Raw genomic sequence first — 20,544 nt, 5'->3', positions numbered from 1 at the left:
ATTATTTTTTACTAAATTTATATAACAAAATTACATTGTCTTCTTGTATAGATATTGGTAATCTATTGAATTTATTTTGTTAATACATTCTTACTGTTTTTTAAATAATACTTTTAATCAAATTACCTAAGATTACAAGTTGATATTGGTTTAATTGGCTATTAAATTAATATATTATGTCCGTATTAAAGCTAAATAATAATATCAAACAAAGTGTAGTTCGTTGGCCTTATAGTAGAATGTCAATGGATGATTTTTTAAAGTCCTTAAATGAAATCGGCATTCCTGCAGTAGAGTTAATTGACGTAAAAGACTTTCCTTTATTAAAAAAGTATAATATTCATTGTGCTATGTGTCATGGAGCTGAAATTAATTTTTCAGAAGGTTGGAGTAATCCCAAAAATCATGAGATTTTAATAAGGAACTATTCTGAAATGATTCCTCTAATTTCTGAAGCAGGATATTCTAATCTTATTTGTTTTAGTGGCGATAGACATCACCTAAGCGACGAAGAGGGGTTGAATAATTGTGCGGAAGGATTAGAGAAAATTTTACCATTAGCAAAAGAGCATGGTGTTGTTTTGCAAATGGAATTATTAAATAGTGCAACCTATCCACACGAAGATTATATGTGTGATCATACTAAATTTGGAGTGGAATTATGTAAACGATTAAATTCTGATAATTTTAAACTTTTATATGATATTTACCATATGCAAATGATGGAGGGTAATATTATAAAAACGATAAAGACAAATCACCAATATATTGGTCATTATCATACAGCAGGCAGTCCAGGAAGAGGTCAATTAGATGACACACAAGAATTAAATTATCCCGCTATAATGCGAGCGATTGTAAAAACTGGATTTAAAGGTTATGTTGGTCATGAGTTTATGCCTAAAGGAAAAAATAAAATTGAAGCATTAAAAAGGGGTGTTGAAATTTGTGATGTTTAATTTAAATAATCCTCATCTTTAATTCTTTTCAATTTTTTAAAAAGGTTGTTTTTTTACTATGAACGATAATTTTACAAATGAATTTTTTGGTATTGGAATTCAGAACGGAAAAACACCTGAAAACCTTGGTGTTCTTTGGCGATCAGCTCAAAATTTAGGAGCAAGTTTTATATTTACTATTGGTAATCGTTATGCAAAACAAGCTTGTGATACACACAATGCGGTAAAATCGATGCCGTACTTTCATTATGAAACTTTTGAGGATTTTTTTAACAATATTCCAAAAGGAGCAAGATTGGTTGGTGTAGAATTAACGGACAAAGCTGTGCCCTTAGAAACTTTTAATCACCCAAGACGCTGTGTTTATTTACTTGGTGCAGAAGACCATGGTTTGTCTAATCAGGCAATAGAAAAAAGTCATTTTTTAGTTAAATTTCAATCGCAATTAAGTCTAAATGTTTCAGTCGCTGGAAGTATTGTGATGTATGATAGAGGTATTTCTAAACCACGTGTTTAGTTTCTTGTTTTATTAAAAATCATTTAAATTTAAACATAAAAAAACCTTGAATTTAAGTGTTCAAGGTTTTTTAATATAGTATTTAAAAGCGTTTTATCCATTCATAGATATCAAAAACTCTTCGTTATTTCTTGTTTGTTTAAAACGGTCATTGATAAATTCCATCGCTTCAACCGGATTCATATCTGCAAGATACTTACGCATTACCCACATTCTTTGAATCGTTGTAGCATCTAATAAAATGTCATCACGTCTTGTACTAGATGAAGTTAAATCAATAGCCGGGAAAATTCTACGGTTAGAAATCTTACGATCTAACTGAAGCTCCATATTACCTGTTCCTTTAAATTCTTCAAAAATAACTTCGTCCATTTTAGAACCAGTTTCAGTTAATGCGGTAGCAATAATAGTTAAAGAACCGCCATTTTCAATATTACGAGCTGCACCAAAGAAACGTTTTGGTTTGTGTAAAGCATTAGCGTCAACACCACCAGAAAGAATTTTACCAGATGCAGGTTGAACCGAGTTATAGGCTCTTGCTAAACGCGTAATAGAATCGAGTAGAATGACAACATCATGTCCGCACTCAACCAAGCGTTTTGCTTTTTCTAATACGATATTTGCAATTTTCACATGCTCGTGAGCTTCTTTATCAAAGGTAGAAGCGATAACTTCGCCACGTACATTTCGTTGCATGTCTGTTACCTCTTCAGGACGTTCATCAATTAATAAAATCATTTGATAAACTTCAGGATGGTTAGCAGCGATTGCATTGGCTACATCCTTTAATAGCATTGTTTTACCCGTTTTTGGTTGAGATACAATCATACCACGTTGTCCTTTACCAATCGGAGCAAACAAATCCATTATTCTTGTAGAGATAGTTGCTTGCTTTTCTGCAATATTAAATTTCTCTTGTGGAAACAATGGTGTTAAGTGCTCAAAAGCAACTCTGTCTCTTACAACGTTTGGCATCTGACCATTAATCTTACTAACCTTAATTAAAGGGAAATATTTTTCGCCTTCTTTTGGAGGTCGTACATGTCCTAAAACGGTATCACCAACTTTTAGTCCAAATAAACGAATTTGCGATTGTGATACATAAATATCATCAGGAGAAGATAAGTAGTTGTAATCAGATGATCTTAAAAATCCATAGCCATCTTGCATAATGTCTAAAACACCTTCGCTTTCAATGATGGCATCAAATTCAAAATCTGGTTCGCGATAGCGATTTCTGCTATCTTTGTTGCCATTATTTTTATGAGTATTGCCATCTTTAGAACGTTGTTGCCTATTGTCGTTTTGAGGTCGTCTTTTGTCGTCTTTACGAGGATTAGGTCGCTTTTGTTCTTGCGGCTTGTTATTAGATTTGTCGTTAGCAGGTTTATCTGCATTCGATTTGTTGTCTTGAGGTTTACGCTCTTGAGCTTTACGAGGATTTGGTTTCTTTTGCTCTTGAGGCTTAGCCGATTGTTCTTCTTTGATTTCTACTTTATCTGAAAACTCAAGCGATTTTTGTTCTTTGTTTTCTTTAGGTTTTTGCGGAATTCTAGCACGTTTTTGAGGTGCTTTTTTTGCTGCTGGCTTAGGTTCTGATTTAGCTTCAGTTTCTACTTTAGCTTTAACAGCACCAGGATTAGCTGCTTGGTAATCTAAGATTTGATACACCAAGTCTAATTTTTTTTGAGTACGGTATTTAGGTACATTTAGTTGTTTAGCTATCTCCTGTAATTCAGGCAGTTTTTTAGCTTTTAACTGAGAAATTTCAAACATTCGTATGTTGTATATGTATTATAATTTGATATTATTAATTCAATGTTTTCTAAATGAAATAAAAAGAAAAAAAGTGAGATTAATTTGGAAGATTAGAAGGATGCAATTCAGTATATTACTTCTTTCTATTGCAATAATACAATTTTATTTTAAAACATTTTCTATCTTTTTAAAAAATAAACTCCTAATTTTGCAGAACTTTTTTAATAAAAGATATGATTCAACGCATTCAAACCTTGTATTTATTTTTAGCCGCAGTTATTTCTGCAGGCTTAATATTTGTGTTTCATTTGTGGATAGATGATAATGGCGAAAAAATTTATGCCTTAGATAATTATCTGTGTTTAGGTTTATTTCTTGGTTCAGCTTTATTATCTTTGATTTCAATTTTTAGATTTAAAGATAGAAAGTCTCAATTTGTTTTGGGACGTCTTAATATAATATTAAACTTTATTTTACTAGGAATCTTAGTTTATGAATCTTCAAAAGTACCTGGAGAAATTAATTTTTCGGAGAAAGGTATTGGGATTATTCTTCCTGTTTTTTCTATTGTGTGTTTAGTCTTGGCTAACAAGGCTATTAAAAAGGATGAAGATCTCGTAAAATCTGTAGATCGTTTACGATAGACCTAAAATCTTAGTAGTATTAGTGTGAAAAACCCAAACGCTGCCGTTTGGGTTTTTTTTATCTAGTTTCAAATTCTATAACTTCTAAGTCTGTAATTTGTTTTCCATCAATTTTAAATCTTAGCATAGTTCTTACTTTATGAAATCCATGTTTACCAACTGCTCCAGGATTCATGTGTAATAAATCTAATTTCTTATCAGGCATAACTTTTAAGATGTGAGAATGACCAGTAATAAATATATCTGGAGGATTAGCTACCAAAGCTGCCTTGACTTTATTATTGTATTTTGGTGGATAACCTCCAATATGCGTTATCCAAACATCAACATCTTCGCACATAAATCTATTGTTTAGAGGAAATTCTGTTCGGGCTTTAGTGTCATCTATATTTCCGTATACGGCTTTTAGAGGTTTTAGTTTTTTTATACTATCCGTAACTTCTAGGCTACCAATATCACCAGCATGCCATACTTCGTCTACTTGTTTTACGTGTTTTAAAATCGCATCATCAATGTAACTATGCGTGTCTGATAAAAGGAGTATTTTTTTCATATTTAATCTTGAAGACATCCATTAACTATAACTTCATATTTTAGGATTTCTTTAGCATCTAAAACTGTAACTTTGCACTTTAACAAAAGTAAGATTTCTATTGCGATTTTTCATTGAACTTTCATACAATGGTAAAACATATCACGGTTGGCAAAATCAGCCCAATGCTATTTCTGTACAAGAAGTATTAGAGAAAGCGATGTCTACTATATTGAAAACTGAAATTTCAATAATGGGAGCAGGCAGAACGGATGCAGGTGTTCACGCTTCACAAATGTTTGCACATTTTGATTTTGATGGTGATTTTGAGTCGAAGGATTTAGTTTACAAACTCAATTCCTTTTTACCAATGGATATTGCAGTAACTTCTATTTTTGAGGTGAAAGCAGATGTGCATGCGAGGTTTCATGCTTTAAGTAGAATGTATCATTATAAAATTTCTACATCAAAAAATGTATTTGAATACGATTACGCTTATCTAGTGCATTTACCGTTAAATGTAGCAGCGATGAATGACGCTTGTAAAATCTTATTTCAGTATAAAGATTTTCAATGCTTTTCAAAAACAAATACAGATGTAAAAACGTATAATTGTAATATAATGGAAGCGTTTTGGACAGAAACAGATAACCAATTGGTATTTACAATTAAAGCCGACCGTTTTTTACGAAATATGGTAAGAGCTATTGTTGGTACTATGGTAAATATTGGTTTGGGTAAATTAAAACCAGAAGATTTGCATCAAATTATTAGTTCAAAAAATAGGAGTGAAGCTGGATTTTCAGTTCCTGCTCATGGATTGTATTTAGTAGAAATAGCATATCCTGAAACCATAAAATTAGCAAATTAAATTTAAAAATATTTCAATTTAAGGAAAATAGATACCGAATTGATTTCGGCAGAAGATGGCAGAAAAAAGGAAAAAAATATTTGATGTATCGTTGTTTACACGGTTATTACAGTACATAAAGCCTTATCGTACAGTTTTTGTGATTTCCTTGTTATGTGTAGTAGGTTTAGCTGTATTTGGTGCTTTTAGACCTTACATTCTAAAAGAAGCGATAGATGTAAAAATTGCAAATAAGGAGTACAACGGTTTTGTTGTTTATATGCTTGTTATGCTTGTATTGTTAGTATTAGAAGTGGTTTCGCAATTACTTTTTATTTATTATGCAAGTTGGTTAGGGCAGTCTGTTGTAAAAGATATACGTGTTAAACTATTTAAGCACATGCTTAAGTTTAAAATGACTTATTTCGATAAATCATCGGTAGGTGTTTTAATTACAAGAGCAGTAACGGACATGGAACGTATTGCTGATATTTTTGGGCAAGGTCTGTTTATGATTTTTAGTGATATCTTAAAGATGTTGGTGGTTGCTGGCTTTATGGCATTTATAAATTTAAAATTGAGCCTTATTGTTTTTGTAACGATGCCAATAGTAATTTTTGCAACTAAAATATTTCAAAAGTATATGAAAGCTGCTTTTGAAGATGTAAGGACGGAAGTTTCTAACCTAAACTCTTTTGTACAAGAACGCGTAACAGGTATGAAAATTCTTCAGTTATTTACAAGAGAAGCTACTGAATACAAAAAATTTAAAGCCATTAATGAGCGTCATAAAAATGGCTGGTTAAAAACGGTTTGGTACAATTCTATTTTCTTTCCTATTGCTGATTTTTTAGGGTCTTTAACCTTAGGAATGGTGATTTTAGTTGGTGGATTTAATGCTGTATCTGAGATACCTGGAACAACCTTGGGTGATTTAGTTTCGTTTACGATGTTTATTCCTATGTTGTTTAGACCTTTAAACCAAATTGCAAATAAATTCAACACTTTACAAATGGGAATGGTTGCTGCAGACCGTGTCTTTAAAGTGTTAGATACCACATCTAATATTGATGATTCTGGTACAATTGAAGCCAAACATTTTAAAGGTAATATTTCATTTAAAGATGTTAGATTTTCCTACGTAAAAGATGAAGAGGTTCTTAAAGGTATATCATTTAATGTTAATTCAGGAGAAACTGTTGCCATTGTAGGAGCAACAGGAGCCGGAAAATCTACTATTATCAATTTATTAAACCGTTTCTATGAGATTAATTCAGGAATAATAAAAGTTGACGATACAGATATCAAGGATATGACTTTAAGCTCGCTTAGAAGTCAGATTGCGGTAGTCTTGCAAGATGTATTTTTATTTGCAGATACTATATTAAATAATATTACTTTAAATAATGAAGATATTTCAGAGGTAGATGTTATAAACGCTGCCAAAGCCATTGGTATACATGAGTTTATTTCTAGTCTTCCTAACGGTTATCATTATAATGTTAAGGAACGAGGTGTTATGTTATCTTCTGGTCAGCGTCAACTTATTTCATTTTTAAGGGCTTATGTTACTAATCCAAGTATCTTAATTTTAGATGAAGCTACCTCTTCTGTAGATTCGTATTCAGAACAATTAATACAAGATGCAACAGATAAAATAACAGAAGGCAGAACTTCAATTGTTATTGCACATAGATTGGCCACTATACAGCAAGCGGATAAAATTATTGTAATGGATGCGGGCGAAATTGTTGAGATTGGCACACACAAATCACTTTTAGAAAAAGCGTCTGGATACTACAAAAATCTTTACGAAGTTCAGTTTTTAAAGGCTGAAGTTGTTTAATTTTTTACTGTAAATAGGGTTGAGGTATTTATCAATGCTTATAAGAGATTATGCAAATGGACTTAAAGTCTGCATAATGTTTTAAATAGAGAATATTATAAAGATTAATGTAATAACAATACCAATAATAAACATGGACGTCATTGCGATGAAACTTGCAATTAAGAATCGCAAAAATGCAGCCCAAAAAGTATCTTTAAATACACGTTTCAAAATATAGAATAAATAAAGAAATGTCGGAACAAATAATATCAGAGATACTATATAATATTCAACTCCAATTATAGCGAATAGAGTACCAAATACAGCCGTAAGTATAATAACTTGAGCATTATAATATAAGTTTATAACAATATGTTCTGTGAAATTATAAACTCTTTCATTTAAAAGATAATAGGTGAACCACGTCCCTAATGCATAAAAAGGAACAATTAAAATGTAAATTACACTCTGGAATTTGCTAAAACTTTCAGTGTCGATACCTTTGAAAGGATTATCTTTTTGTGCTGTAGAAGAATTAAGGCCGTCCACAAAACCACTCTGAAAATCTAAAGACTCTTTAAAAAACGTACTCATTATAAATAATTGAATACCAGCTAAGGTCAAGGCAATAGCAAAATATTGTAAGACGTCGATATATTTTTTTCTGGTACCATCTATATAACTAACAATTACCATTTCTGGTTTAGTGAAAAGGTGAATAAAAGTGCGGAGAAATTTATTGTCTACACAAAGGAATTGCTCATTAACTTGAGCAACTAATACTTGTGGTTTTAACCTGTTTTGAATAATTTTTGCACCACATTCATCACAATATTTTTGCGTGGCTTTAAGCTTATTATTGCAATTTTTACAGTTCACTAGCGTAAATCTTCTTTAATTTTTTGAGTAAGCTCCGCTGTATCCTTAAATATTACAAAATCGCCATTTTTTATATAAGAAATTTGTCCAGTTTCTTCACTTACACAAAGTGCTAAGGCATCTGTTTTTTCAGTAATACCAATAGCAGCTCTATGGCGTAAACCAAAACGCTCTGGAATATTTTTTTCATTATTCACAGGGAGAATAACACGTGTTGCTTTTACAATATTTTTATCTATAATTATAGCGCCATCATGCAATGGACTATTTTTAAAAAATATGCTTTCTATAATGGGTTGCGAGACTAAAATATTCATCTCGTCACCAGTATCAGTTAAGAAATCTAAATTGTTATTGCGTTCTATTACTATCAAGGCACCTGTGTTTGTTGCTCCCATTTTATTGCAAGCATTAATAATAGCGTCAACATCTGTAGAGGTTTGATCTTCGTTTTTTAAGAATTTAAAGTTTTTAAAAATGCCCTTTTTACCTCCAATATTTGTAGAGCCTACGAGTAATAAAAATTTTCTAATTTCAGGCTGAAAGACAACGATTAAGGCAATAATTCCTACCTTCATAAAACCGTCAAAAATGCTATAAAGCATACGCATATTAAGGAAATCAGTTAATCGCCAAGCAAAATAAATAACAAGGATTCCTATAAAAATATTGATAGCAACCGTTCCTTTTACAAGTTTATAGATGTAATAAAGAAGTATAGCCACAAGGAAGACATCCACAAAGTCTATAAATCTAAAATCCCAAAGTTGTAAGTTTTCCAAACGGTTAGTGTTTTTGCTAATTTAAGTATTTATGTTTATTTGAAGTTGAAAATTATAATCTATAATTTTTGAAATTAAAAATATAGAAGATTTTTTATTAGTAGATAAACTCATTAGTTATAATTTTGAATTTATCAACGTTCAATTCATCTAACTTATATTTTATAGTAATATAATCTTGAAAACTTAAGTTTTTATCAAAATACATATCTATAGAAAACCCTTTAATTTTCATGTTTTCATCTGGCAAAGCAAGTACGATTTGTTTTTTTTGTTCTAAAACGGGTTTTATTAAATTTTCAACTTCATTTTTGTTCTTAGAATTAATAATAAGGTATGTTTCTGAAATGGAAAATTCTGAGTTTACTTCGTCTTCAACAAGCTTGGATTTTGATGCATAAAAAGGAATGGAGTCTTTATGCGTATTAATTATTTCAAAATGTACATCCGTAAATTCTAAAAAGCCTAAACTTTTTTTACTTATGTCATTACAAGAAAAATAATTTTTAGCATCTTCATTTTTATGCATTTCTGCATTTCGTTTTTTGTCTTGTAAGAATTTAATGTGCGGAATGGCTTGTTTAAGCGTTAAGCGCTTATCAACATTTATTAGCCAATTGGTGCTAACAATTAGATTTTTTCGATTTAATAAAGTTGAATCAGGCTGTGTTTCATCGTAAAAAACATATCCTGGAGAAACGTCTAACACCTCTGTGATTTCGGCATTTTCAATTTCTGGTAATATCAAAACTCGTTCAAAGTTACAGCTAAAGCAAAAGCAACTTAAAATTAAAAGTAAATAAGTAAAACGCATAAGTTAATTAGATTTCAATTGATTATAAAGGATGATACATTCCATGGCTTCTTTTACATCGTGCGCACGTAAAAGTTTAGCTCCTTTTTGTAGAGCCACCATATGTAAAGCTGTTGTTCCGTTTAGTGCTTCTTTTGAAGTTGAGTTTAAGGTTTTATAAATCATAGATTTTCTAGAAATACCAGCAAGGATTGGTTTGTCTAGCATTTGTAGTAATTCTAGTTCGTTCAACAATTTAAAATTTTGTTCAGTTGTTTTTGCAAAACCAAATCCAGGATCTATAATGATATCATTAATTTTTTCTTGGTGTGCAGCTTTAATACGTTCCGCAAAATAAGAAATTACTTCTTTAGCTAAATCTTTATATTGAGTTTGTTGTTGCATGGTTTTAGGAGTGCCTTTCATGTGCATCATAATGTATGGAACACTTAGTTTTCCGACGGTTGCAAGCATATTAGAGTCGAGTTGACCAGCAGAAATATCGTTGACTAAAGCAGCACCAGCTTCAATACATTGTTTGGCAACCTCACTTCTAAAAGTATCAATAGAAATTAATGTTTCAGGGAAATGCTTCAATATTAACTCAATAACAGGTAAAACACGGTTAAGTTCTTCGGTTTCACTAACATCATCTGCATTTGGTCTAGAGCTGTAACCACCAATATCTATAAATGTAGCTTTGTGTTTAAGCATGGTTTCCACCTGATTTAAAATTTCAGTTTCATCCTTGTATTTTCCACCATCAAAAAACGAATCTGGTGTAACATTAAGGATTCCCATTACTTTAGGAGCCGATAAATCTATTAATTTTCCTTTACAATTTATTTTCATGTTTCATCTAAAAAAGGCGTTAAGAAAACTTTAAACCTCAAACTTTGAACTTCTAATTTATTTATGCGAAATTTACGGAAATTTTACTCGATAATCGAGAATTACATATTTCTGGTTAGTCGTTGTTCTAATTATTTTTAGACAAAAAAATAAATAACTTAAAACTAGAATTTAACTTTTTATAAATGCAAGATACTTCAAAACAATACGATGCGGTTATAGCAAAATGTAGGGCACTTTTTATAAATAAAATGAGAGATTATGGCAGTGCATGGCGCATACTAAGATTACCATCTTTAACTGATCAGATTTTTATAAAAGCACAACGTATTAGAGGCTTGCAGCAAAATGATGTTAGAAAAGTAGACGAAGGAGAAGTTAGTGAGTTTATTGGTATTATTAATTATTGTGCTATGGCATTGGTGCAGTTAGATAAGGGTGTGGTAGAGCAACCCGATTTAAACACTGAAGAAGCCACAGAACTTTACGATGAAAAAATAGCAATTACAAAGCAGTTAATGCTAGACAAAAACCATGATTATGGTGAAGCTTGGAGAGATATGCGTGTGAGCTCGTTAACCGATTTAATTTTGCAAAAATTATTACGTGTTAAGCAAATTGAGGATAATGCTGGTAAAACTATAGTTAGTGAAGGTATTGATGCTAATTATCAAGACATGATTAATTATGCAGTTTTTGCATTGATTCATTTAGAAGCAAATTAATACAGAAATCAATTTTTTTTGGTTAATGACTTTAAAATAAAGAGAATTAAAATATAAAAAATGAAGTATATTGTACAGATTAGCAGAGTTTTAGTTGGAGTACTATTTATCATTTCAGGATTCATTAAACTAGATGATCCATTAGGGTTTTCATACAAACTAGAAGAGTATTTTGGTGCAGACGTGCTAAATTTAGAATTTTTAATGCCTTATGCACTAGGTATCTCTGTCATAGTTGTAGTTTACGAATTAATTTTAGGCGTATTTTTATTAATAGGGTACAAACCAAAATTTACTATTTGGAGTCTTTTGTTAATGATTCTGTTTTTTACATTCCTAACATTCTATTCTGCTTATTTCGATAAAGTTAAAGATTGTGGGTGTTTTGGTGATGCTGTAAAGTTAACACCTTGGGGAACTTTTACTAAAGATGTAATACTATTAGTGCTTATTTTAATTTTGTTTGTTGGTATAAAATATATTAAACCTATTTTTAAAAATTTACCAACAACTATAATTGCATTATTGAGCTTTGTGGTTTCACTATGGTTTGGGTATCATGTTTTAATGCATCTACCAGTAATAGACTTTAGAGCCTATGCAATAGGTAAAAATATACAAGATCAAATTGCAATACCTGAAGATGCTGCAAAACCAGTTTCAGAATACACATGGACATTTAATGTAAATGGCGAAAATCAAGAGTTTGTTACAAACGGAAGTTACCCAAAAGTAGACGGTGAATTTATTGGTGTAGAAACTAAAGTTATAGAAGAAGGTTATGTGCCACCAATTCAAGATTTTACTATAGAATCTGATGGAGAAAATCATTTAGACTTTTTTTTAAATGAAGATAAATTATTAATTGTTACAGTATATGCAATTCCAAAGGCTGAAGAACAAGGCTTAAGTAAATTAAAATCTTTTACAGATTTGGCTATCACAAAGGGTTATACTGTAATAGGAATAACAGCTTCTGGACCAGACGATATAGAACAATTAAAACAAGATTATAATCTAAATTTTGAATTTTATTCTTCCGATGAAAAAGTAGTTAAAACTATTGTACGCTCAAATCCTGGAGTGATACTTTTTAATAAGGGTACTGTTACGGATAAAGCACATTGGAATGATTTTGAAGATATAGAGCTATAATTTGATTAGGTATTTTATAAATAAAATTTTTTACGCATTTCTCACCTTATTAGGTGTTGTTACTGTCATTTTCTTTTTATTCAATATTCTGCCTGGTGATCCAGCAAAAATGATGCTTGGTCAAAACCAAACGGCAGAACAAGTTGCTTCTGTAAAACAAAAATATGGATTTGATAAGCCAATAGGAACCCAGTTTTTGTATTATCTCAATGATTTGTCACCCATTTCATTTCACTCAAGTTCACCAAAGGATTATACATATTTAAGTACTAATAAATATTCAGCAACAGAACTTTTTGAAATAGGTAATACAACAATGGTATTAAAAACACCATATTTACGAGAATCCTTTACCAAACAAGGTAAAAAAGTAACGCAAGTTATAGGAGAAACTATCCCAAACACTTTTGTTTTAGCAGTTTCTGCAATTGTAATAGCCATACTATTAGGTATTGTTTTCGGTACTATATCTGCACTATACAAAGACACTTGGATAGATAAAACCATTCAAGTGTTAAGCACATTTGGCATGAGTGTTCCTTCTTTTTTTAGTGCCATTTTATTTGCGTGGTTATTTGGTTATGTGTTACATAAATACACCAACTTAGAAATGACAGGTAGTTTATACGAGCTCGATGACTTTGGAGAAAAAATGATTATAAAATGGAAAAATTTAATACTTCCAGCCATTGTTTTAGGCATTCGTCCATTAGCAGTTGTTATTCAGTTAATGCGAAATTCATTGCTAGAGGTGCTGAATCAAGATTACATAAGAACAGCAAGAGCCAAAGGCTTAAGTGAGTATCAGGTTATTAAAAAACATGCTATAAAAAATGCTTTAAATCCAGTGGTTACGGCAATTTCTGGATGGTTTGCATCAATGCTGGCAGGAGCCGTTTTTGTAGAATACATATTTGGTTGGAATGGTTTAGGGAAAGAAATAGTAAACGCACTAAACACCTTAGATTTACCAGTAATAATGGGAGCTGTATTAGTAATAGCTATAATATTTATTACTATAAATATTTTTGTAGATATTATCTACGCATGGCTCGATCCTAGAGTAAAATTATCTTAAATAAAAGGCATAAATAAACATGCTATTATAACAATCGTATAGATTAAAAGAAAATCATTGTTTCTATAACGTTTTCGCTGATTATTACTGTCTTAAGACAAGATTTGTGTCGTCTTTTTATCTTATTTTTGTATTGTAAAAAAACAAGTCAATAACTACTTATTTTAAGAAGTATAAATATAACATTATGAGAAAAAACATCGTAGCCGGAAATTGGAAAATGAACAATGATTTAAAAGCCACTAAAAAGTTGGTTAAACAAGTCAAAAAGTCAATCAAGAAAGATGATTTAAAAAATACTAGAGTCATTGTTGCTCCAACATTTGTAAATCTTACCGCAGCCGTAAAACGTGCTAAAAAATCTAAAGTAGAAGTTGCTGCACAAAACATGCATCAAGCAACCAATGGTGCTTTTACAGGTGAGATTTCTGCAGATATGTTAAAAAGTATTGGTGTTAAGACTGTAATTTTAGGTCACTCAGAAAGACGTGCTTATTTTGGAGAAACGGATGCACTTTTAGCAGAAAAAGTAAATGCAGCATTAGCAAATAAAATGGAAGTTATTTTCTGTTTCGGAGAAGAGTTAGCAGACAGAAAAGCAGGTAACGAAGAAGCTGTTGTTGGAGGTCAAATTAAAAATGCTTTATTTCACTTAAAAGGTGACGACTTTAAAAATATCGTATTAGCTTATGAGCCAGTTTGGGCAATTGGTACAGGTGAAACTGCGAGTCCAGAGCAAGCACAAGACATGCATGCATTTATAAGAAAAACTTTAGCAGATAAGTATGGAGACGACGTTGCAAATAACGTATCTATCCTTTATGGTGGAAGCGTAAAACCAGCCAATGCTAAAGAGATTTTTGGTAAGCCAGATGTAGATGGTGGATTAATTGGTGGAGCAGCCTTAAACGCTGAAGATTTTCACGCTATAATTACAGCTTTTTAAATTTTTAATAATTTGGGCGTTACCACAAGGGTCGCGTCATTCACTATATCTTTTTATTCGGTGGCTTTTTTAGAGCCACCAAATAAAAAGGATGCCGTTTCTACCGCTAACGCATCAAACTAACTTACCTTATTCAAATTACCGTCCGTTATACAACAATCTTAGAGCAACATGTCCAATACAATATATATAGGTTACAATTTTAAAGTAAAGCCATTACAACCAGCAACCGAAATTTTAATAGCAGAACTCGGTTATGCAGGTTTTGAGAGTTTTGTAGAAACAGAAGAAGGCGTTACGGCTTATATTCAGAAAGACGAATGGAATGAAACTATTTTAGATGATATTTATATTCTAAGTTCAGATGAATTTGAAATAACCTCAGAATTCAGCGAAATAGAACAAACCAATTGGAATGAGGAGTGGGAGAAAAATTTTAACCCAATCATTGTAGATAATTTAGTTTCTGTACGTGCACCTTTTCATGAAAAACCAGATACCAAATACGATTTAATCATTGAGCCAAAAATGAGTTTCGGAACAGGACATCACGAAACAACTCACATGATGATTCAGCATATTTTAAATAATGATTTTAAAGGGAAATCGGTTTTAGATATGGGATGTGGAACAGGTGTTTTGGCTATTTTAGCAGAAAAAGTAGGAGCTGCAAAACTAGATGCAATTGATATAGACAATTGGTGTTATCTCAATAGTTTAGAAAATGTAGAACGTAACGATTGTCATAATATTTCTGTTTACGAAGGTGACGTAAAGTTACTAGAAGGAAAAAAGTACGATAGCATTATCGCTAATATTAATAGAAATATTCTCTTAGCAGATATTAAGAGTTATGCTAAATGTTTAAATGTAAATGGTAGCTTATTTTTAAGTGGTTTTTATCAAGAAGATATTCCTATTATTGAGGAAGAATGTAATAAACAGATGTTAAAATTAGAGAAAACTATACAAAAAGGGCTTTGGGTTTCGTTAAAATTTATAAATTAGTACAACTTAATTGAGCATTTTTAAAGTAATAAGCTTGTTTAAGTGCGGTTTTAATGTAAAATAAGATTGCTTAAAATTATGACTAAAGAAAAATACTCAGAAGAGCTTCTTGTAGAAGAAGAGGTCTTAAAGGAAAACGAGATTGTATTGTTTAATGATGAGGTTAATACCTTTGATCATGTCATTGATACACTTATTTATGCTTGTGATCATATGCCAGAGCAAGCAGAGCAATGTGCTTTATTGGTGCATTATAAAGGCAAGTGTACTGTAAAAACAGGTTCTTATGAGGATTTGGAGCCAAGATGTTCTAAACTCTTACAAGCAGGTCTTAGTGCAGAAATAGTATAATAAAAAATCCCACTTTGAGTGGGATTTTTTATGCATTATAATTTAGAGTATTATAGTTCTCTATTTTGTCATTCTACCAACAGCACAGCTAACAAAAGATTTTGCTTTTTTAGGTAAAGTATTAGCATCACCAACAATTGGATAACCCAAATCTGATAACCTATTCTTTACAGTTTCAATTTCTTTTTCAGAAATAGCAATGAAACTAACTTCATCAGTATCATTATTTACTTCAACTTCAGTTATACCATCTAATTTAGATAGTTGTGTAACAATTGTATTTGCACAACCACCACATTTTAAGTTTTGTATGTTTAGTGTATTTTTCATGGGTTTTTATTTTTTGACCAATAGAGATTATAAAACCAGAAAGGTCAAGATTTTTAAATTTAGTGTTTTATAACGTTGTAGGACAAACATAATCCGTAACAGGTAAATCCGTGTCTTTGATAGCGCCAAATCCACCTAACACATCAACCAGTTTGTTAAATCCTCTTGCTTTAAGTATAGACTCAGCAATTACAGATCGATAACCACCTGCGCAATGTACATAGTATGTTTTGTCTTTTTCAACTTCATTCATTTTATCATTAATAAAATCTAAGGGTATATGCTGAGCATCTATAATATGAGATGATAAGTATTCACCATCTTTTCTTACATCTAATATGTTTAGCTTACCTTCTTTTGCTTTAGCTGCAAATTCTTCTGCAGAAATTGAGTCTATGGTTTCTATATCTTTACCTGCGTTTTTCCAAGCTTCTAATCCACCTTCTAGATAACCCAAAGTATTGTCGTATCCAACTCTAGATAATCTTGTAACTGCTTCTTCTGATTTTCCTTCAGGAACAACCAAAATAAGAGGTTGTTTAATGTCTTTAATTAAAGCACCAACCCATGGTGCAAATCCACCATTCAAACCAATAAAAATTGAATTAGGAATGTGGCCTTTAAGAAATTCAGATTCAGTTCTTACATCTAGTACTAAAGCAGATTCATGGTTAGCCAGAGCTTCAAAATCTTCAGGGTTAAGAGCTACATTTCCGGTTTTTAAAACTGTTTCAAAAGTATCATAGCCCATTTTGTTCATCATAGCATTTTTAGCAAAATACTGAGGAGGAGGAGGTATGCCTTCTAATACTTCTTTTACAAATTCTTCTTTTGTCATATCAGCACGTAAAGCATAATTTGTTCTTTTCTGTTCACCTAAAACACCTACAGTTTCTTTACTTAGGTTTTTGCCACAAGCAGAACCTGCGCCATGAGCAGGATATACAATAACATCATCTGCTAAAGGCATAATTTTATGTCTTAGCGAATCGAATAACATACCAGCTAAATCTTCTTTTGTTAAATTAGATTTTATAGCTAAATCTGGTCTGCCAACATCTCCTAAAAACAATGTATCACCAGAAAATATAGCGTGCTCTTTTCTGTTTTCATCAATAAGTAAATAGGTGGCTGATTCTAAAGTGTGTCCAGGTGTGTGTAAAACTTTAATTGTTACTTTTCCAAGTTTTAGTTCTTCTCCATCTGTTGCAGTATGGATATTATACTCAGTAGTAGCACCAGGTCCAAAAACAATAGTTGCACCAGTCTTTTTTGCTAAATCTACATGGCCAGATACAAAGTCGGCATGGAAGTGAGTTTCTAAAATATACTTAATCTTTGAATTATTGGCCGTAGCCTTGTCTATATATTGCTGAACTTCTCTTAGTGGATCTATAATAGCAACTTCACCTTCAGATTCAATATAATATGCACCTTGCGCTAGACAACCCGTATATAATTGTTCGATTTTCATATTTAAAATTTAACGTTTTACAAATTTACTAAACTTGTTATTTTGAAATGTGATATTTATCACAAAGAGTGTTAAAAAAGTTCTTTGTAGACAATATATATTGCCATAATAATAGTAAAATAACCAAATCCTCTTTTTAAACCTTTTGGACTAATTTTTTTAGCAAGTGCTAATCCTATAAAAATTCCCACAATAGAAATGAGGGTAAAAGTGATTAAGAATTTCCAATCTATAGTTAACGTATTTAAATCGCCTAAAAATCCAATTAATGATTGAATCGCTATTATAAACAACGAAGTACTAATAGCTTTTTTAATAGGTAGTTTTACTAATAGAACTAATGCAGGCACAATTAAAAATCCTCCACCAGCACCTACTAAACCAGCCAACGCACCTATACCAATGGCTTGGGTTCCAATAGCTAAATAATGATTGTTGTCGTATTCTTTTATTTCATTATCTGCAATAATATCTTTAGATTTTATCATTGTCCAACCAGCTAAAAGCATAATTGTTGCAAATAATAACATTATAAATAGCGAGTTTGTAAGATTAAAACTGCCTATAGAAAAAAACACTTCTGGTAAGTTAGGAATTACCAAACTTCTCACCATAAATACTGTGAGAATTGAAGGTATAGCAAATATAATTGCAGTCTTAAAATCTATTGTATTATTTTTAATATTTCTTAATGTGCCTATTAATGCAGTACTGCCAACTACAAAAAGTGAGTAACTCGTAGCTAATATTGGGCTAAAGCCTAAAAAATAAACTAAAATAGGGACTGTTAATATTGAACCACCTCCACCTATGAGGCCTAGTACAAGTCCAACAATTAAAGCACCCAAATATCCTAATATTTGAACTAAATCCATTTAATGTGGTAATTTATCATTTAACAATCCGTATACAAATGTGCCTAATAATGCAGCTGCAATTACAATTAATATTGAAAATGCACCTGTACCAATTAAAATGTACATTGGTCCAGGGCATGCGCCACATAGAGCCCAACCTAATCCAAAAATTGTACCTCCTATAATATAACGCCTAAAACCGCGCTCTTTTATAGGAACTCTTAAAAAAGAGCCTGTTGTATTTTTTAATTTTATTTTTTTAGAAATCAATAGTAGTATTATACCTGTACCAACTGCAGTACCAATAATACCATACATATGAAATGATTGGAACTTAAACATTTCGAAAATACGAAACCACGAAACTGCTTCTGATTTTACTAAAACAATTCCGAAGAAAAGACCAACGGCAAAAAATTTTAAAAACTTTCCCATAATTAAAATAATATTGGATAAATAAGATGAATCATAATTAAACCACCTAAAAAGAAACCAATAACGGCAACTAACGATGGAAGCTGTAAACTGCTTAAGCCAGTAATCGCATGGCCAGAAGTACAACCGCCTGCATAACGTGTACCGAAGCCAACTAAAAAACCTCCAATAACAAGAATTAAAATTCCCTTAAGGCTAAGTACAGCATTCCAACTAAATAATTCTGCAGGTAATAAACTTTTACCAACATTATTAAAGCCTAATGCATTTAAATCTTTTATAGTTTGTTCACTAAGATTAATGTTAATAGGGTTCGATAAAAAATAATGCGCTATAAAACCACCAAAAATGGCTCCAAGGACAACTACTAAATTCCAACGATGGTTTTTCCATTCGTAGTTAAAGAATTCTACCCTTTTACCTGCTCCGCCAATGGCACATAAGGTTCTTAAGTTAGAGGACATACCAAAAGTTTTTCCAAAATATAGTAGTAGAAACATTACTATAGCAATCAATGGTCCAGAAATATACCAAGGCCAAGGTTGTAAAATGTATTCCATAGGTGAAATTTAAATGCAAAATTAGGTTACTAAAAAAAAAGTAGTGTTACAAAAGTGACTAAAAATCTAATACTGAAATTTTATTTCTGCCAAGTTCTATTTTGCCCTCTTTCTCTAATTGTTTTAAGAGTCTAGACACAACAACACGAGATGTGTGCAAGTCTTCTGCAATTTCTTGGTGTGTAATTTCTAAATTGGTAGAAGCAGATAATTTTACTTGATCAGTAAGATATTTAAATAGGCGTTCATCCATTTTCATAAATGCAAGCGTGTCTATGGTCTCTAACATCTCGTCAAAACGCACTTGGTAACTATGTAAAATAAAGTTTCTCCAAGTTTCATTAGAATTGAACCAAAGTTTCATATTGTCTATTGGTATCATTATTACGGTTGCTTCTTCATCTGCAATTGCACGTATTTTGCTTACAGACTTCACCATACAACAGGTTAGAGACATCGCGCAAGTATCGCCAGTTTCTAAAACATATAGAAGCAGTTCATCTCCATTGTGATCTTCTCTTAAGACTTTAATAGTACCTGAAATTAATAATGGTATGTAATTTAAATCTTGACCAATATCTATAATGATATCTGCTTTTTTAAAAGTTTTTAGAAATGCAACGTTAGCAATATTATCGATTATTTCAGTATCGAATAAATAGTTAAAGGGTTGAAGTAAATCTTTCGTTATCATACTTCAAAAATACTAATTTAAAAATTTGAAATAAATAGTTTGGCGGAGTTTTAATAAAAGTATTATATTTGCACCCACTTAAAAAGGCCTCGTGGCGCAACTGAATAGCGCACTTGATTACGGCTCAAGAGGTTACAGGTTTGAATCCTGTCGAGGTCACTACTAAAACCAATGCTTTCAAGCAATTTTGAAAGTGTTGGTTTCTTGTTTTTAAGATATTTTTGTAGAAATAAATTTTACAATTAGCATTGTCTATATTAATTACTCCATAAAATAGTTTGTTATTGAAATTCTATTATTAACAATGATTAATGTAATAATTGAAATATTCCAGAATTTAGATTTCTTTATAATTAAAAAAATATTAGCCTAATGCATTTTTTGTAACATAAACGCGCCAGCCTATTATAGCAAGCTGAAGTCTGGTAGCTTTGCTGAGGTCTAATTGTTTTTTAGAATAACTTGGAAGAATTGCTTTATTGGCTTTTGCAATAAGCTTAAAAAAAGAGGTCTTCATGATTTTTGGTTGTGGCTAAA

At 31.3% G+C, this 20,544-nt stretch carries 24 protein-coding genes and 1 tRNA gene; 12 read left to right on the top strand and 13 right to left on the bottom strand.

Annotation, left to right across the window (positions count from 1 at the left end; translation table 11 throughout):
- Positions 1-176: 176 nt before the first annotated feature.
- Both HNV10_RS07145 and HNV10_RS07140 read left to right on the top strand, forming a co-directional pair.
- Complete coding sequence (locus tag HNV10_RS07145; protein WP_173300652.1) at positions 177-959, top strand: hydroxypyruvate isomerase family protein; 783 nt, start codon at positions 177-179, stop codon at positions 957-959.
- A 58-nt stretch (positions 960-1,017) separates the two neighbouring features.
- The gene (locus tag HNV10_RS07140; RefSeq protein ID WP_173300651.1) at positions 1,018-1,476 is read left to right on the top strand and encodes an RNA methyltransferase; all 459 of its coding nucleotides are present in this window, start codon (positions 1,018-1,020) and stop codon (positions 1,474-1,476) included.
- A 93-nt stretch (positions 1,477-1,569) separates the two neighbouring features.
- Here the strand turns inward: HNV10_RS07140 and rho are convergent, their stop codons facing one another.
- A complete protein-coding gene (gene rho / locus HNV10_RS07135) occupies positions 1,570-3,252 on the bottom strand; it encodes a transcription termination factor Rho (protein WP_173300650.1) in 1,683 nt (560 codons plus the stop codon).
- A 215-nt stretch (positions 3,253-3,467) separates the two neighbouring features.
- On the opposite strand from rho, the gene HNV10_RS07130 reads away from it, so the two are divergent.
- Positions 3,468-3,878: a DUF4293 domain-containing protein gene (locus HNV10_RS07130; RefSeq protein WP_173300649.1), complete on the top strand. Its 411-nt coding sequence runs from the start codon at positions 3,468-3,470 to the stop codon at positions 3,876-3,878.
- 58 nt (positions 3,879-3,936) lie between these two features.
- On the opposite strand, the gene HNV10_RS07125 is transcribed toward HNV10_RS07130, so the two are convergent.
- Positions 3,937-4,431: a metallophosphoesterase family protein gene (locus tag HNV10_RS07125; protein ID WP_173300648.1), complete on the bottom strand. Its 495-nt coding sequence runs from the start codon at positions 4,429-4,431 to the stop codon at positions 3,937-3,939.
- A gap of 100 nt (positions 4,432-4,531) precedes the next feature.
- Between HNV10_RS07125 and truA the strand changes: the two genes are divergently transcribed.
- Complete coding sequence (gene truA / locus HNV10_RS07120; protein WP_173300647.1) at positions 4,532-5,281, top strand: tRNA pseudouridine(38-40) synthase TruA; 750 nt, start codon at positions 4,532-4,534, stop codon at positions 5,279-5,281.
- A gap of 55 nt (positions 5,282-5,336) precedes the next feature.
- Positions 5,337-7,106 carry an ABC transporter ATP-binding protein gene (locus HNV10_RS07115; protein WP_173300646.1) on the top strand — a complete coding sequence of 590 codons (1,770 nt, stop codon included), beginning with the start codon at positions 5,337-5,339 and terminating at the stop codon, positions 7,104-7,106.
- Between the two features lie 81 nt (positions 7,107-7,187).
- Here the strand turns inward: HNV10_RS07115 and HNV10_RS07110 are convergent, their stop codons facing one another.
- The 4 genes from HNV10_RS07110 to folP form a co-directional block, all read right to left on the bottom strand.
- Positions 7,188-7,967, bottom strand: a complete 780-nt coding sequence (locus HNV10_RS07110; protein ID WP_173300645.1) for a DUF3667 domain-containing protein — start codon at positions 7,965-7,967, stop codon at positions 7,188-7,190.
- Positions 7,967-8,749: a diadenylate cyclase CdaA gene (cdaA, locus tag HNV10_RS07105; protein WP_173300644.1), complete on the bottom strand. Its 783-nt coding sequence runs from the start codon at positions 8,747-8,749 to the stop codon at positions 7,967-7,969. Before cdaA ends, HNV10_RS07110 begins: the two co-directional genes overlap by 1 nt.
- A 97-nt stretch (positions 8,750-8,846) precedes the next feature.
- A complete protein-coding gene (locus HNV10_RS07100; protein ID WP_173300643.1) occupies positions 8,847-9,497 on the bottom strand; it encodes a hypothetical protein in 651 nt (216 codons plus the stop codon).
- Positions 9,498-9,566: 69 nt separating this feature from the next.
- The gene (gene folP, locus HNV10_RS07095; RefSeq protein ID WP_173300642.1) at positions 9,567-10,394 is read right to left on the bottom strand and encodes a dihydropteroate synthase; all 828 of its coding nucleotides are present in this window, start codon (positions 10,392-10,394) and stop codon (positions 9,567-9,569) included.
- Positions 10,395-10,579: 185 nt separating this feature from the next.
- Between folP and HNV10_RS07090 the strand changes: the two genes are divergently transcribed.
- The 6 genes from HNV10_RS07090 to HNV10_RS07065 all read left to right on the top strand — a co-directional run bounded on the left by HNV10_RS07090 (position 10,580) and on the right by HNV10_RS07065 (position 15,657).
- On the top strand, positions 10,580-11,119 hold the full coding sequence (locus tag HNV10_RS07090; protein WP_173300641.1) for a DUF1599 domain-containing protein: 540 nt from the start codon (positions 10,580-10,582) through the stop codon (positions 11,117-11,119).
- A gap of 60 nt (positions 11,120-11,179) precedes the next feature.
- Positions 11,180-12,274, top strand: a complete 1,095-nt coding sequence (locus HNV10_RS07085) for a BT_3928 family protein (RefSeq protein ID WP_173300640.1) — start codon at positions 11,180-11,182, stop codon at positions 12,272-12,274.
- Between the two features lies 1 nt (position 12,275).
- Positions 12,276-13,352 (top strand): ABC transporter permease, encoded by a 1,077-nt coding sequence (locus HNV10_RS07080; protein WP_173300639.1) that lies wholly within the window; start codon positions 12,276-12,278, stop codon positions 13,350-13,352.
- 187 nt (positions 13,353-13,539) lie between these two features.
- Complete coding sequence (gene tpiA / locus HNV10_RS07075) at positions 13,540-14,298, top strand: triose-phosphate isomerase (RefSeq protein WP_173300638.1); 759 nt, start codon at positions 13,540-13,542, stop codon at positions 14,296-14,298.
- A 171-nt stretch (positions 14,299-14,469) separates the two neighbouring features.
- Positions 14,470-15,306 carry a 50S ribosomal protein L11 methyltransferase gene (gene prmA / locus HNV10_RS07070; protein ID WP_173300637.1) on the top strand — a complete coding sequence of 279 codons (837 nt, stop codon included), beginning with the start codon at positions 14,470-14,472 and terminating at the stop codon, positions 15,304-15,306.
- 75 nt (positions 15,307-15,381) lie between these two features.
- The gene (locus tag HNV10_RS07065) at positions 15,382-15,657 is read left to right on the top strand and encodes an ATP-dependent Clp protease adaptor ClpS (protein WP_173301000.1); all 276 of its coding nucleotides are present in this window, start codon (positions 15,382-15,384) and stop codon (positions 15,655-15,657) included.
- Between the two features lie 60 nt (positions 15,658-15,717).
- Here the strand turns inward: HNV10_RS07065 and HNV10_RS07060 are convergent, their stop codons facing one another.
- The 6 genes from HNV10_RS07060 to HNV10_RS07035 all read right to left on the bottom strand — a co-directional run bounded on the left by HNV10_RS07060 (position 15,718) and on the right by HNV10_RS07035 (position 20,007).
- A complete protein-coding gene (locus tag HNV10_RS07060) occupies positions 15,718-15,987 on the bottom strand; it encodes a heavy-metal-associated domain-containing protein (RefSeq protein ID WP_173300636.1) in 270 nt (89 codons plus the stop codon).
- Between the two features lie 67 nt (positions 15,988-16,054).
- Complete coding sequence (locus tag HNV10_RS07055) at positions 16,055-17,461, bottom strand: MBL fold metallo-hydrolase (RefSeq protein WP_173300635.1); 1,407 nt, start codon at positions 17,459-17,461, stop codon at positions 16,055-16,057.
- Between the two features lie 71 nt (positions 17,462-17,532).
- Positions 17,533-18,336, bottom strand: coding sequence for a sulfite exporter TauE/SafE family protein (locus HNV10_RS07050; RefSeq protein WP_173300634.1), 804 nt, complete (start codon positions 18,334-18,336; stop codon positions 17,533-17,535).
- Positions 18,337-18,753, bottom strand: coding sequence for a DUF6691 family protein (locus tag HNV10_RS07045; RefSeq protein WP_173300633.1), 417 nt, complete (start codon positions 18,751-18,753; stop codon positions 18,337-18,339).
- Between the two features lie 2 nt (positions 18,754-18,755).
- A complete protein-coding gene (locus HNV10_RS07040) occupies positions 18,756-19,313 on the bottom strand; it encodes a YeeE/YedE family protein (RefSeq protein ID WP_173300632.1) in 558 nt (185 codons plus the stop codon).
- A gap of 58 nt (positions 19,314-19,371) precedes the next feature.
- Complete coding sequence (locus HNV10_RS07035) at positions 19,372-20,007, bottom strand: Crp/Fnr family transcriptional regulator (RefSeq protein ID WP_173300631.1); 636 nt, start codon at positions 20,005-20,007, stop codon at positions 19,372-19,374.
- Between the two features lie 85 nt (positions 20,008-20,092).
- On the opposite strand from HNV10_RS07035, the gene HNV10_RS07030 reads away from it, so the two are divergent.
- A tRNA-Arg gene (locus HNV10_RS07030) sits at positions 20,093-20,166 on the top strand.
- Between the two features lie 205 nt (positions 20,167-20,371).
- On the opposite strand, the gene HNV10_RS07025 is transcribed toward HNV10_RS07030, so the two are convergent.
- On the bottom strand, positions 20,372-20,524 hold the full coding sequence (locus HNV10_RS07025) for an SsrA-binding protein (protein WP_173300630.1): 153 nt from the start codon (positions 20,522-20,524) through the stop codon (positions 20,372-20,374).
- Between the last annotated feature and the right edge of the window lie 20 nt (positions 20,525-20,544).

Origin of the sequence: Winogradskyella litoriviva (assembly GCF_013249065.1) — a bacterium.
In the GTDB taxonomy this organism is placed as follows: domain Bacteria; phylum Bacteroidota; class Bacteroidia; order Flavobacteriales; family Flavobacteriaceae; genus Winogradskyella; species Winogradskyella litoriviva.
The sequence above is the reverse complement of the archived record's forward strand: the minus strand, read 5'-3'. Positions and strand labels throughout refer to the sequence as shown.

Excerpts from the sequence above, each read along its gene's own strand:
- HNV10_RS07145 (WP_173300652.1), top strand. The coding sequence starts at position 177 with ATGTCCGTATTAAAGCTAAATAATAATATCAAACAAAGTGTAGTTCGT.
- HNV10_RS07140 (WP_173300651.1), top strand. The coding sequence starts at position 1,018 with ATGAACGATAATTTTACAAATGAATTTTTTGGTATTGGAATTCAGAAC.
- rho (WP_173300650.1), bottom strand. The coding sequence starts at position 3,252 with ATGTTTGAAATTTCTCAGTTAAAAGCTAAAAAACTGCCTGAATTACAG.
- HNV10_RS07130 (WP_173300649.1), top strand. The coding sequence starts at position 3,468 with ATGATTCAACGCATTCAAACCTTGTATTTATTTTTAGCCGCAGTTATT.
- HNV10_RS07125 (WP_173300648.1), bottom strand. The coding sequence starts at position 4,431 with ATGAAAAAAATACTCCTTTTATCAGACACGCATAGTTACATTGATGAT.
- HNV10_RS07115 (WP_173300646.1), top strand. The coding sequence starts at position 5,337 with ATGGCAGAAAAAAGGAAAAAAATATTTGATGTATCGTTGTTTACACGG.
- folP (WP_173300642.1), bottom strand. The coding sequence starts at position 10,394 with ATGAAAATAAATTGTAAAGGAAAATTAATAGATTTATCGGCTCCTAAA.
- HNV10_RS07090 (WP_173300641.1), top strand. The coding sequence starts at position 10,580 with ATGCAAGATACTTCAAAACAATACGATGCGGTTATAGCAAAATGTAGG.
- HNV10_RS07085 (WP_173300640.1), top strand. The coding sequence starts at position 11,180 with ATGAAGTATATTGTACAGATTAGCAGAGTTTTAGTTGGAGTACTATTT.
- tpiA (WP_173300638.1), top strand. The coding sequence starts at position 13,540 with ATGAGAAAAAACATCGTAGCCGGAAATTGGAAAATGAACAATGATTTA.
- prmA (WP_173300637.1), top strand. The coding sequence starts at position 14,470 with ATGTCCAATACAATATATATAGGTTACAATTTTAAAGTAAAGCCATTA.
- HNV10_RS07060 (WP_173300636.1), bottom strand. The coding sequence starts at position 15,987 with ATGAAAAATACACTAAACATACAAAACTTAAAATGTGGTGGTTGTGCA.
- HNV10_RS07055 (WP_173300635.1), bottom strand. The coding sequence starts at position 17,461 with ATGAAAATCGAACAATTATATACGGGTTGTCTAGCGCAAGGTGCATAT.
- HNV10_RS07050 (WP_173300634.1), bottom strand. The coding sequence starts at position 18,336 with ATGGATTTAGTTCAAATATTAGGATATTTGGGTGCTTTAATTGTTGGA.
- HNV10_RS07045 (WP_173300633.1), bottom strand. The coding sequence starts at position 18,753 with ATGGGAAAGTTTTTAAAATTTTTTGCCGTTGGTCTTTTCTTCGGAATT.
- HNV10_RS07040 (WP_173300632.1), bottom strand. The coding sequence starts at position 19,313 with ATGGAATACATTTTACAACCTTGGCCTTGGTATATTTCTGGACCATTG.
- HNV10_RS07035 (WP_173300631.1), bottom strand. The coding sequence starts at position 20,007 with ATGATAACGAAAGATTTACTTCAACCCTTTAACTATTTATTCGATACT.
- HNV10_RS07025 (WP_173300630.1), bottom strand. The coding sequence starts at position 20,524 with ATGAAGACCTCTTTTTTTAAGCTTATTGCAAAAGCCAATAAAGCAATT.